Source organism: Noviherbaspirillum saxi, assembly GCF_003591035.1.
Lineage (GTDB): Bacteria > Pseudomonadota > Gammaproteobacteria > Burkholderiales > Burkholderiaceae_D > Noviherbaspirillum > Noviherbaspirillum saxi.
The window spans coordinates 1,397,948-1,410,644 of sequence record NZ_QYUO01000002.1; the positions used below are offsets into that span (position 1 = coordinate 1,397,948).

10 protein-coding genes are annotated in these 12,697 nt (G+C 58.6%); 3 read left to right on the forward strand and 7 right to left on the reverse strand.

All coding sequences use genetic code 11. The features are described 5' to 3' along the window. The first annotated feature begins 13 nt into the window (after window positions 1-13). On the forward strand, window positions 14-760 hold the full coding sequence (locus D3871_RS22080) for a hypothetical protein (protein WP_147376870.1): 747 nt from the start codon (window positions 14-16) through the stop codon (window positions 758-760). 355 nt (window positions 761-1,115) lie between these two features. Beyond that, window positions 1,116-1,418 carry a hypothetical protein gene (locus D3871_RS22085; protein ID WP_119771181.1) on the forward strand — a complete coding sequence of 101 codons (303 nt, stop codon included), beginning with the start codon at window positions 1,116-1,118 and terminating at the stop codon, window positions 1,416-1,418. Between the two features lie 100 nt (window positions 1,419-1,518). Here D3871_RS22085 and D3871_RS22090 read toward each other — a convergent pair whose 3' ends face one another. Next, window positions 1,519-1,698: a hypothetical protein gene (locus tag D3871_RS22090; RefSeq protein ID WP_119771182.1), complete on the reverse strand. Its 180-nt coding sequence runs from the start codon at window positions 1,696-1,698 to the stop codon at window positions 1,519-1,521. 407 nt (window positions 1,699-2,105) lie between these two features. Between D3871_RS22090 and D3871_RS22095 the strand changes: the two genes are divergently transcribed. Then, the gene (locus D3871_RS22095) at window positions 2,106-3,038 is read left to right on the forward strand and encodes a TIGR01777 family oxidoreductase (protein WP_233575760.1); all 933 of its coding nucleotides are present in this window, start codon (window positions 2,106-2,108) and stop codon (window positions 3,036-3,038) included. Between the two features lie 221 nt (window positions 3,039-3,259). On the opposite strand, the gene D3871_RS22100 is transcribed toward D3871_RS22095, so the two are convergent. The 6 genes from D3871_RS22100 to D3871_RS22125 all read right to left on the reverse strand — a co-directional run bounded on the left by D3871_RS22100 (window position 3,260) and on the right by D3871_RS22125 (window position 12,605). Further along, window positions 3,260-3,676, reverse strand: coding sequence for a ProQ/FINO family protein (locus D3871_RS22100; RefSeq protein WP_119771184.1), 417 nt, complete (start codon window positions 3,674-3,676; stop codon window positions 3,260-3,262). 88 nt (window positions 3,677-3,764) lie between these two features. Beyond that, window positions 3,765-5,228 (reverse strand): MFS transporter, encoded by a 1,464-nt coding sequence (locus tag D3871_RS22105; protein WP_119771185.1) that lies wholly within the window; start codon window positions 5,226-5,228, stop codon window positions 3,765-3,767. Between the two features lie 47 nt (window positions 5,229-5,275). Beyond that, the gene (locus tag D3871_RS22110) at window positions 5,276-6,649 is read right to left on the reverse strand and encodes a beta-barrel domain-containing protein (protein ID WP_119771186.1); all 1,374 of its coding nucleotides are present in this window, start codon (window positions 6,647-6,649) and stop codon (window positions 5,276-5,278) included. After that, window positions 6,646-9,141 carry an FHA domain-containing protein gene (locus tag D3871_RS22115; RefSeq protein ID WP_233575761.1) on the reverse strand — a complete coding sequence of 832 codons (2,496 nt, stop codon included), beginning with the start codon at window positions 9,139-9,141 and terminating at the stop codon, window positions 6,646-6,648. Before D3871_RS22115 ends, D3871_RS22110 begins: the two co-directional genes overlap by 4 nt. After that, on the reverse strand, window positions 9,142-10,620 hold the full coding sequence (locus D3871_RS22120; RefSeq protein ID WP_119771499.1) for an efflux transporter outer membrane subunit: 1,479 nt from the start codon (window positions 10,618-10,620) through the stop codon (window positions 9,142-9,144). Between the two features lie 65 nt (window positions 10,621-10,685). Further along, a complete protein-coding gene (locus D3871_RS22125; RefSeq protein ID WP_233575762.1) occupies window positions 10,686-12,605 on the reverse strand; it encodes an HD domain-containing phosphohydrolase in 1,920 nt (639 codons plus the stop codon). Window positions 12,606-12,697 lie beyond the last annotated feature (92 nt).

A 12,697-nucleotide genomic window follows, 5' to 3' on the forward strand; every position in this document is an offset into this window, starting at 1 on the left:
CAGGAGACATAACATGCCCCAACGATTCCTTCCTCTTTGTATAGCAGCATTTTTAATGACGCTGGGCACGGCCTCGGTGCATGCCCAGACTTCGAGCAGCAGCGGTGCCGCAGACACTACTACCAAGGATGCGAGCGGCAAAACCGATGCCAACCGGACCGGCCAGATGAGCCCGACCGGTGAAAACGAAACGACAAGTTCAACGAAGAAACCGATGACCAGCGGTTCTTCCGGCAGCAAGTCCACGTCGGGCAGCAGCGGTGCCGCAGACGCCACTACCAAGGACGCAAGCGGCAAAACCGATGCCAACCGTGCAGGCAAGATGAGTCCGACCGGTGAAAACGAAACGACAAGTTCAACGAAGAAACCGATGACCAGCGGTTCTTCCGGCAGCAAGTCCACGTCGGGCAGCAGCGGTGCCGCAGACGCCACTACCAAGAGTGCAACCGGCAAAACCGATGCCAACCGTGCAGGCAAGATGAGTCCGACCGGTGAAAATGAAACGACAAGTGCAACGGAGAAACCGATGACCAGCGGTTCTTCCAGCAGCAAGTCGATGTCGAGCAAATCGCGCTCCGACAATAAGGCCACCTCCGGCTCTGGCAGCGCTAGCGCCGGTTCCAGCGGCGGCGGCGAAGCGATGACAAAAGATGCAGCCGGCAAGACCAGTTCCAATCGTGCCGGAAAAATGAGCCCCTCCGGTGAAAACGAAACCACCAGCGCTACACCCAAGGCTCGCACCGACAGTCCGAACAAATAGAGCGGTTTACTCTCTATGTAAAGGAAGCAAGGTCGCCGTGGAGGGTATACGTACTGGGAGGTACGCAGAGCACCGCAGGCGCGACTTTGTCCTTAGCACATGAGAGAAAATTGTTCGGCGGGCGATAGAAGGTTTCGCTGAATCACCAACGGCGGCATGGCAACAACAGTTCCATGCCGCCTATCGACGCTTGCAATATATCTGCATAAATTCTCGTTATGCACGGCAAACATCGGCAGCCACCGATCGGCTCTACCGTCGCTAAAAATCCCTAGACGTCCTGAACGTTTTGTCGTTTCAGGATGTCAGTGCATCAGATTCTAAAAAACGAAGCTGAATTTGAAGCGGAGAATCAATGGCCGAACAGAAATCACAAGAAACATCCACACCCGAACCGATTTATGATCCGAACCGCCTTTTGGATTCCCTTATCCGTAAACTGAAGCTGAAAAACGATGCCGCCCTGTCGCGCGCATTGCAGGTTGCTCCACCGGAAATCAGCAAGATACGTCATCGGCGCGTACCTGTTCGCGCTTCGCTATTGATACGCATGCATGACGTCACCGACCTGAGTATTCGCGAATTGCGCGATTTGATGGGTGATCGCAGACAGAAATACCGGATGGGCGAGTCATTTATCAGGGTCAGGCCACTTTGAACAAGCAGCTTCACGGTTGCCAATGTGATGGTTGACTGAGGACAAAGAGGAACGGCACGCCTTCTCAAAAGGCGTGCTCGGTCATTCTTATCGCACCTGGTCAGGCATGGTGCTTTTCGAGCGTTTCCCTTAGTTCTTCGATGCACTTCTGCATGGTGAATGCGCGCACTGACTCGCGCTCGTCCTCTCCCGCGATGTCTTCCACATGAATGCTGGATTCCCAGCGTTGGATAAGGTCCTCCAGGTCGTCGAGCGGTACGCTCAGCTCTGTTGATAGCATGCAATATCCTTAGTCAAATAAACATACCTGTCGATACATGCACATCATATTGACGGCATGGCGGTATGCAGTGATGTGACAGATCGCATGTCCTGAAGTTTGCAAAAATATTCAATTTTTTCCCGCTTTTCTATTTGAAAAAAGCAGATGCGCCTCAGAAAAACTTCAGATTCCATCGCGGTTCAAACGTCGGAGATCGCACGTAGATATCCGCAAGCGAGATTGCATGGGGTGGACGGGACGGGTTGCAGATCAACTGCGTCATGACGGCAAGTGCGCCAAGATGACATGATGTCGCGTTACAGGTCGGGATTGGTATGCACCATCTGCGCATCGTGTACTCTATAACTCATACAACGGTTCATCGGAATCAAGACAATCAAGTCGACACCTGGAAGGAAGCAAGAATGCCGCCCATCCATTTCAACGATCGCCGAGAAAGCGTTTTGGTGACCGGCGCCACCGGATTCATAGGCCAGACCCTGGTAAGAGCGCTACTTGCGGACGGTCAGCAGGTCACTGTCTTGAGCCGCGATCCGCGCCGCGCCGGACGCTTGTTCGAAGGGCGAGTCAAGTGCATAGGCGGCATGGCCGAATTGCCTGCCGACTTCAAGGTCGATGTGATTGTCAATCTCGCCGGCGCCCGTATTCTTGGATGGCGCTGGAGCGCCGCGCGACGCAAGGTGCTGCTTGACAGCCGGCTCGGTGTGACGCGAAAACTGGTGGACTGGATCGCAAGGGCTGAAAAGAAGCCGAGGCTCATGTTTTCCGCATCGGCAATCGGCTATTACGGCATCCAGAAACAAGGCGATGATACGGGACTGACCGAAGACAGCCCGCCCCAGCCCATCTTCATGTCGCAACTTTGCCAGGCGTGGGAAACCGAGGCTCAGCGCGCGAGCGATTACGGCGTGACGGTGCTCCGCATGCGCTTCGGCCTTGTGCTTGGCAAGGGAGGCGCCCTGCCGATGATGATGCTACCGATCAGGCTGGGGTTGGGAGGCCCTTTGGGTGGAGGAAGGCAATGGCTGTCATGGATTCATGTCGATGACCTGATAAGAGGAATTGCCCATCTGTGGAACACAAGCGACGCCCTGACCGCAGCCTACAACTTCGCCGCGCCGGGAGCCGTCACACAGCGCGAGTTCAGCAAGACGGCGGCGCGGATTTTGCGGCGTCCCAGCCTTATCCCAACGCCAGCATGGCCGATGCGCTTGATATTGGGTGAACAGGCTGACCTCCTTTTGGAAGGCCAGCGCGTCGTGCCCGATGGCTTGCAGAACGCAAAGTTCGGGTTTCTGTATCCCGATGTGCAGAGCGCCTTGAAAAGCCTGTACTAAAAAGCGAGGCCAGCGACATGTGTTTCGTTCCGGCTCTTGATTGACGTGTCATACCTGCTGTGCAGCGAAGCCTCAATGAGCCGGTCAGGGTGAAAGCACTCTAGCAGCAGACATGACGAAGAATGCACCAGATATACGCCACCCGCCGGTCCGGCCACCCAGTCCGCCAAGACCGGAACCAAGGCGGCGCGCATTTCGATGCATGCGCCGCACCTGCAGGATCACTTCTTCGAAAACTTGGCGGTAAGCTGTTCCAGCTTCTCGGCGTGGCGTCGCTCGGCTTCTTCGGCTTCGCGCTGGGCCTTGCGCTGTTCGGCGACCTTTTTGTACCGTTCGCGCAGCATGGTCTTTGCGCGTTCGCGATGTTCCTCGACAACTTCACCCGCTGCATTGCCCTGCAGATCGAAGCGGGAAGTTGCACGCTCCATCGCCTTCAGGTAGGGAGTGGAATTGGTATGGATACCAAGCGCAATGCGCAGTACCTTTCGCGGAACGTCGGGCTGGGCAGCGATGATCTGCTTATCGATCCCGATGGAAAGCGCACGGCATTCCCGGAAAACAGCGTACTGTTCCTGCAGGGTTTTGAGGAGCTGACGCGGCGAAGGCGCAGAGTTTTCGGGTGGAGTGGTAACGTTCATTCAAGCCAATACAGGAAATCTACGGTTCGAAGCTTAACATACAGGACAGCATACTTGTTTCTTCTGTGCACTTTATGTCGCGCGGCCGTCAAAAAATCCTTCTCGCTCTAGCGTTTTCTTGTTGCGACCTGCCATCCATCGTGTCATGCGATGGCGCCACTTCTTCGAGCGGCTTGCGTTCGGCATCGACGGCGAAGCGCAGGGCGAGTAAACCGGCCACAATGACCAGCACCGCGCCGATTGCATAGCCGACGGCGACCGCATCGCGGCTGCCGCTTTCTATCAGTACACCGAACAGCACGGGAGCGATAAAGCCGCCGGCCCCGGTACCGACTGCATAAAACACCGCGATCGCCATTGCACGCATTTCCAGTGGAAAGACTTCGCTGACGGTGAGATAGGCGGAACTGGCCGCGGCAGAACCCATGAAAAACACGAGCGACCAGGCAAGCGCCTGACTCCGGGCATCCAGCCAACCCAGCATGAAGGCCCATCCGGTCAAGCCCAATCCAATACCTGACAGTACGTAGGTCAAACCGATCATCCTGCGCCGACCCACCTTGTCGAATAGAGGACCAAGCAGCAAGGGGCCGAGCACATTGCCCAGCGCGAAAGGGAAGATATAGAGCGCGACCCGACTTTCGGACACGCCGTAAAAACGGGTCAGCACCAGGGCATAGGTGAAAAAAATCGCATTGTAGAAAAACGCTTGCGACACCATCAGCGCAAAGGCAACAACGCTACGCCGGCGATAGCGCTGCAGCAGCGTACGCGCCACCTGGACGAGCGTGGGAATCGCACGCGGTCCCGACGACACGCTGCCCGACACGGGTGGCAGCTTTCCATGTTCAGCCTCGATCTCGGCTTCGATGCGCGCGATGATGCGGCGCGCTTCATCCGCATGCCCATGGGCGACCAGCCAGCGCGGGCTTTCCGGCACGTTCCTGCGTACCAGCAGAATCGCCACTGCCAGCAGTCCGCCGACCACGAAACCGGCGCGCCAGCCCAGCTGTGGCCCGAGCACGCGTGGATCCAGCAACACCAGGCTGAGACCGGCACCAAGGGCTGCGCCTATCCAGAAACTGCCGTTGATCGCCAGATTGACGCGGCCTCGCACGCGCGCGGGGATCAGTTCGTCAATCGCCGAATTGATCGCCGCATACTCGCCACCTATGCCCAGGCCGGTAACGAAGCGGCATATCGCAAAAAACAGGAAATTCGGTGAAAACGCCGTGGCAATTGTCGCCGCCATGTAGACAAACAGCGTGACGAGAAAGAGCTTTTTTCGCCCCCATTGATCGGTAAGCCGGCCAAAGGCAAGCGCTCCGATGACGGCGCCGCCGACGTACAGGGAACCGGCCCATCCGATCTGGGTGGCGCCGAGCCCCAGTGTATCGGGCCGCTCCAGCACGCTGCCTATCGAACCCACCAGCGTGACTTCCAGGCCATCCAGAATCCATGCGATTCCCAAGGCGATCACCACTCGCCAATGCCAGCGCGACCAGGGCAGCCGGTCCAGACGGGCGGGGATGTCGCTATGGGTTTCTGTCACGTGTCGAGTTTGAGGACGACTAAACGATTGAGTTACGTCGACAAGTCTCACCCGCCAATGTCGCGGAATGGATCGAGTGCAAGGTCGATCACGCGCCGCTCGCGCACCACGACCTCCGCGCTTGCCGTCATGCCGTAACGCAAGGGATATTGTGTTTCTCCGATCAGATAGTGATCCTGCACCAGCCTTACCCTGCCCTCGTACACCGGCTGCTTGTTTTGCGCGGAAGGTTTGGTCGCCGGCGAAATGTATTCCATCGTGCCGTTGATCAGGCCGTAACGCTGATACGGAAAGGCATTGAACTTCAGTTTCACCGCCAGACCTTCGCGCAGGAAGGCGCGGTCATGCTCGGCAATATCGACCTTGAGCACGGGACGCGCATTTTTCGGCGCAATGCCGCCCAGAGGTGCATTGGCTTGCACCTTGTCGCCGGCCTGGGTGGATGTCACGTCGGTGATGACGCCGTCGACCGGAGACACCACCAGCAGAAAGTTGTCCTTGTCGATGTTTTCAAAGCGTATGCGCGCGGCCGCATCGGCCACGAGACGGGCGGTCTGCACCTGCAGCCGCGACTTGTCTTCGGCGCTGGCAATCTCGCGCATCGCGCCATCGTATTGCAGCCGCAACCGGTCGAGCTGGGGACCGCTGCCTTCGAGTTGCGCGCTAGCTTCGCCGAATTCCTGACTTAGTCTGAAGTTGAGTTCGCCTATTTTCGACTGCGCCACGCGCAGCGCATTTTCGGCCGCCAGCAAGGTACTCTTCTTTGCCTCGACCTGGAGCTGCGATACCCCGCCGCCGCCGGGCATGGCAAACAGACGCGCAAACTTGTCTGATTCTTCCTTGGCCGTGTCGCGCGCGCGCCGTGCATTGTCGAGATTGCTGCGCGCTTCCTGCAACTGCGCACGCTGTCCTTCGGCCAGCTTGGTGGTGCCTTCGGCCAGCCGCTTTTCATGCAGGCGTTCTTCCACTTCGATCTGCTGCTTCAGGGTTGCCGCACGGCGCTCCATCAAAGCTTTGCGCTCAGGGAATTGCTTCCATTCGCGTTCGGCATCTTCCAGCTTCAGCTGCGCCTCCAATGCATTGGTGGCCGCTTCTATTGCACCACGCGCATTGAGCCTCGCCAGCACATCGCCTTTCGATACCGGCTGGCCTTCGGCGATATACAGATTGGCCAGCTCTCCATCAACCGGCGCATAGATGCGTCGCACCTCAGAGTCGGGTACCAGCGCACCCTGTGCCGTTACGATCACATCGGCGTGCCCAATGATCGCCCAGGCCAATCCTGCCGCAACCAGCGCGAGCATGGTGATCACCGCTGCGCGGGCCAGCCGTGACGGCTCGGAAGTCAGGATGGCGATGCCTTCCGCGCTATGGTCTTCCAGCGCTTCGGACAACGGCTTGAGCTGCAGGTCGTTCTTCATCGCTCTACGCCTCCTAACAGGGCAAGCTTGGCTTTCAACACGCCCGGTTCGATCACGCGCTGCAGCTCCATCATGGAACGCCGCTGCAATTCGGCTTCGGCCTGAATTTCGGACTGCAGCTTGGCCCATTGAGACGGATAGGTGACCTTGAGATCCTGATAGATGCGCGCGCCCTTGTTCGCGTCTTCGGATGCGCCGGAAAGCAACCGCGCCTGTGCGCGGAATTCATTCGATACACCGGATTCCAGCCGCTGTGCGCCGGCGATCGCACCGTTTTCCCGGTAGCGCCGCCACGATACCTGGGCGCGCGCCAAAATATCATCGGCCTGCTTGATTGCCTTGTCGCGCAGCACTCGCACATCGGCATCGATCGCGCGAATGAAATAGCCATCCTCGTCCGCCTCCAGCATTGCATAGAAGGCCAGCAGGCGTTCGTCATAAGCCTTGGTGCCGCGCGCCTTCTGCACCGCATCGAATTGCGAGGTGATTTCGCGCTTATGGTCCAGCCGCTTCGCCGCAACATCGGACCACGGCCCGGACGGCATCTGTTCAAGCGTCGCAATTGCCTTGCCGGTGTTTCCTTCATTCCAGGCTTGGGACGCTTCCTGATACTGGCGCGTGAATGGTGCGGACGGTAGGCTTCCATTGGCCCTCAGGGCTTGCATGCGCGCCTCGAATGGCGGAGTCGCGAACCGGACGTCGGATAACTGTGCGACCAGCGGGCTCAGGCGTCGGGCGCTGGCCAGGTCGCGAAGCGCGATGTATTCGCGCAAGTCTCCCTGCAACGCCTCCATGCCGGCCAGTCGCGGATACTTTTCGGTGTATTCCTTGAACACCGCTTCGAGCGCTTCCGGCCGGTCCTGATTCAATTCGTCGGCAATCGTGGCGTGCAGTCTGTCGATAGCCGCAAGATAAACGGCCTTGTCGCTTTGCAGCTTGCGCAGATGACTTAGCGCGACCGCATAGGGTTCCTTGAATTCGGGTACCAGCACCGACACACGCCCCAGCGCGCGTTGATGCCCAGACGGGTCTTCATCCCACCACTTGAGCAGTGCCTTGATCTGTTGATCATCGACATACATGCGGATCGGCGCTTCGAGTCCGCCTCTGCCGATCACGAAGCGTTCCAGCGTGCCTACCCATTGCAGTTCATCGATCAAGCCTTGCACATCGTCATTCCGGCGACCGCTTTCCTTGGTGGCGGCAAGCGCCTTGTCTGCGCCGTCGAAATCTTTTTTCTGCAGCCGCCTCAGCCATTCGGGCAATCCTGCACGCAGCACGGCTTCGGTACCAAAGGCCTTGAGCGCAGCGCTTTCCGGTTGCCGCGCCAGGTACTGGTCTGCGGCGGCGGCGGCCTTTGCATATTCGCCATTGGCAAGCAGTTCGCCAAGCTCGCGCTCCGGCGCCCCGCTCAGGTACACGCCCGTCGCAACGACCGATACCACCGCAAGCGCGCCGGTACCCAATAACAGCGAGCGTTTCAAGCCACGGCGCTCACCGGATGGAAACACTTCGCGAAGCGCCAGCCGCAGGGTCGAATGCTTGCCCGATGCGGGGGGCTTGTCGGCGCCGGGAGATGCATCGGCTGTTGCTGCCGGCGTCTCCTGCCCAGCTTCCTCGGCGGGTGCCGCATCGACGCAAAAAATGTCGAGAAATGAATCAGCCGATGCGATAAAAGTCGTCTTGTCCGCGTCACCGGTCTGCGCGACGGCCGCCTGCGGCCGTGCAAACTTGGTGAGCGTGGGATCGGCTTCGGGCTGTTCTTCTTCGTAACTGACACGATAGACAAAATGATGCCCGCCAAAGGCCAGCATGTCACCCTGTTGCAGGCGGGCCGCATGCTCATCCAGCCGCCTGCCGGTGAGAAAAGTGCCATTGGTGCTGCCGAGATCTTCGATATACGGCGCCCCGCCCTTCTGAAAAATATGGGCATGGCGGCGCGACAGATAATTCAGCTGCTGCGGATGCTGTTCCTTATAACGCGCAAATGCCTCATCCGCCTTGCTGATCAGGAAGGGAAAGCGGGTGACCACGATCGGCTGCAATCCGGATTCCGTATCGGAGGGCGTGAGCGTCACACTGGTCAGCCGTCCTGCGGGGCGTGCGGCCGGCAGGACGGCGCGCAGTTCTATGCTGAAGCACAGCGTACCGCCGAAACAGATCACGTCGCCATCATGCAGCTTGCGGGTTTTTTGCCGGATATCTTCTCCGTTCACGGTCGTGCCGTTCTTGCTGCCCAGATCCGCGATATACACTGCCCCGTACTCGCAAAAGATACGTGCATGCCGGCGCGACAGGTCGACCACCAGCTCGGGCGCGTAAGTGTCGAACGGCGGTTCGGTCCGTCCGACCGGGAACAGCGCGTCGCCGATACGTATTTCTTCCAGTTCCGAATGGGAAACCGGTTTGAGCCTGATGTCCACTTCATTGCCGCCGGCGGATCGCATTGCGGGGCCGGCCTGTTCATCACGGACGGTCTGTTGCGTCAACATTTACTGGCTCGCATTCCGGATTTCGACAGTGGGCCAGCCGCCGCCAAGCGCCTTGTACAGGGTCACGGTGTCCGACAGGATTTGCTGATGATTGGCCAGCAGGGCGAGCTGTGCGCCGAGCAAAGAACGTTGCGTCTCGAACACTTCAAGCTGGGATACCACGCCTTCGCGCAGCTGTCCTTCGATCTGGGTGGCAACAACAGAGAGGTTGTCGGCTTGCTGCTGCAATTCGACATGCTGCTTCTTGTGCACATCCAGATTCACCAGCGCATTTTCGACTTCTTCAAAGGCGCTGATCACGGTCTTTCTGTACTGTTCTTCGGCCACCTTGATTTCCGCCTCGCTGGTTTTTACGCGCGCCTTGACACTCGGGTCGAGCAGGGGAATATTGATGCTTGGCAGGAAGCTGAACGTGAACGCCTTGAGCAGGTCGGTGAGCGCGAAACTTGACGAGCCGCCGCGGCCGGTCAGGCTGATCGATGGCAATTGCGCCAGCTTGGCTTGTCCGATCAGGTTATGCGCTTGCAGCACCCGGAATTCGGCGGCGACGATGTCCGGTCTGCGCTTGAGCAAATCTGACGGCAAGCCGTTGGGCACTGCCGGCAAGGCGACACGTTGCTGCAATTCACCCGGCGGTACCGTGAAATCGCCAGCGGGAATGCCCAACAGGGTCGCCAATGCATTGCCGGCCACGCCGCGCACACGCTGCAGATCGAGCAGATCGTTGCTCATGCGATTGATTTCGGCACGCTGTTGCAGGACTCGGGTATTCGGCAACAAGCCATTCTTGTACATCGCGTCATAGATGGTAAGGATCTGGCGATTCTTGTCCAGCGCCTGACGCTGCCGCGCGATCTGCTCGTCGAACTGCAATATCTGGAAATACGATGTCGACACGCCGGATACCAGCGTCAGATAACCGGCGCGCCAGTCGGCTTCGGTTGCGCGCAGTTCGGCGGTTTGGGCCTGCACGCCCTTTTCAACCTTGCCCCACACATCGATATCCCAGTTGACCTGGGTACCGAGATTGAATTGTTTGGACAACTTCTGCCCGGTGCTCTTCTCGAAGCTTGCGCCTGCACCCGCATCCAGGCTGGGCAATGCTCCGGCGCGCGCTTCGCCGATGGCAGCGTTGGCAACCCGGGTACGCGCAGCGAGGATCTTGATATCGATATTGCCTCCGATCGCGCGGTCCACCAGTCCGTCAAGGTAGGGATCGCGAAACTCCCGCCACCAGTCGGGGCGTATCGTCTCCGCCGGCGATACGGCCGCCTGGTTTTCCGACCATGCGGTTTTCATCGGTGCGTCCGGCTGTTTGTATTCGGTCAGCTTGACATCGGCACAGCCGCAAAGCACGACAGCGCACAAGCCGGCACTCAATGCCGGCCGTGCGAACAGCGATGTGCCCGGACCGCGTTTTCGATGCAACTCTTGCGCTGTCACGGCCCGGGTTTCCGGAATTCGATGATGAGCATTCATTTTCAAACCATTCGCTGAAAGCAGACTGCGCAACGATTCCGCAGTCCATACCTTGATCCATGCAGTCAATTCGCAAGCCATACCTTTGCATCCACAAATACGTTGAACAGGCGTGGGTCCAGATGTCCGTCCCGGCATTCCTTGTCGATCAGGTCGAGCGCCTGGGCCGGCGACAGCGCTTTTTTATAGGGCCGGTCACCTGCGGTCAGCGCGTCGTAGATATCGCATATCGTCAGTATCCGCGTCTGAATACCGATCTCGTTTCCACGCAATCGCATCGGATAGCCGGAACCGTCGAGCTTTTCATGATGGCCGTGCGCGATCGACGGTACACCCGAGAGATCCCGTGTCCAGGGAATCAGGATCAGAAAGGAATATGAATCCACGACGTGCGACTCGATCTGCCGACGCTCATCCTCGGTCAGGCATCCCCTAGATACGCTGAGCGCGGAGAATTCCGCTTCTTCCAGCAATGGCATGGCGCAACCGTCGGTGTCGTGATACAGATATTCCATCACATCGCGCAATCCGCCTGCACTGGCGGTATGCGAGATAGCCGGTTCGTTGGCGGCGCGGATGGCCTCCATAAACTGCCGAAGGCGTGCGCATTCTTCTTCCAGGTTTTCTTCGATCCTGCGCTTCTCGTCCCTGAACGCATGGATGCTCAGTTCGCGCTGTGCATGTCTTTCCGCAAGACTGCGATATGCCTGGCGCTCCAGACAGGCCTGCGCATACTTGAAGCGCTGTTCAAGCAGACGCATGTCCGCATGGTGCAGTTTCTTTTCCTTGCGCAAGACATGCTCGCGTACGCCGACCTTGCCGAAGTCGTGCAACAGCGCTGCGTAGCGGATTTCCCGCAACTGGTCTCTGGAAAATTCTATGCGGCGCAGCTCGGGAGTGTCTGCCCGGTCCACCGCTTTGGCAAGTCCTTCCGAATAGGCGGCAACCCGGAACGAATGACCCGCCGTTGCCGGATCGCGTTCTTCGATTGCCTGAACCGACGCGCGTACAAAGCCGTCAAGCAACTGTTCGATGTCGGAATACAACTGGAAGTTTTTCAGCGCCACCGCGGTCTCCGCGCATACGCCGGTCAGCATTTCCAGGTCCGGCTCCTTGAATGCATACGGATTGGAAGATGCATCGACCTGAATCAATCCCAGGCATTCGCCTTCCAGCAGCAAGGGTACGCACATCACACTGCGGATCGCCTGGTCGACAATCGATTCCTGCACACCGAAATGTCTGTCGGCCAGTGTGTCCACCGAAAGGATCGAGCGCTTGTTATGTACCACTTCGTCGATGATGGTTTGCGACATCCGTACCCGCGTAAGATCTTCCACCGTGCCATCGCGGCGGCGGGCGGCCACCGGCGTTAGTGCCTCGTTCGGATTCTTTTTCAGCAAGATGAATGCGCGGTCGGCCAGCGGAAACAATTCGAAAATGAAATTCATTATCTTTTCGATCAGTGTCGCCCGATCGGTGACCGCTCCCAAGGCAATACCGACCTGCGCCATCGCATGCAGCTTGCGCACCGTCTGTTCCAGGTCGCCTTCCAGCATGGCGGCGCCCGATTCCAGGCTGCCGGTATACACGGTCGCGTCGACTGCTCTGGTTATGATCGTGGGCTGGCTGTCATCGGGCGCATCTATCAGCGAATGGAACACGATCTGTGCGGACGACACGACCAACTCGTCGCCATCACGCAACGGATGCCAGGAACCCGGCGTCAGCCTGGTGCCCAGTACGAAGGTGCCGTTGAACGAGTGCAGGTCTTCAACGAAATAACTATGGCCGCGACGGCGGATGCGCGCATGCCGGCGGCTGATGGTGTGTTCGGGAATGCAGAGAAATTTCTCGGTGCCAAGCGAATCCTGCGGCTCCCGGCCGATCACGACCTCATCGTGAAGTGGAAATATGACCGGTTCTGAAGTGCCGGCGCCGGTCACTTCGAGATAGGCCATCACCGTCCCGTCGGACCTCGCCATTCTGGTTTCCTGTTCCATCGCAATACCCTTCGCCCGACTCGACGACGTGAACGTGAGCCGTGGTGATTACAGTATGGTCATCGCAGGAAAAA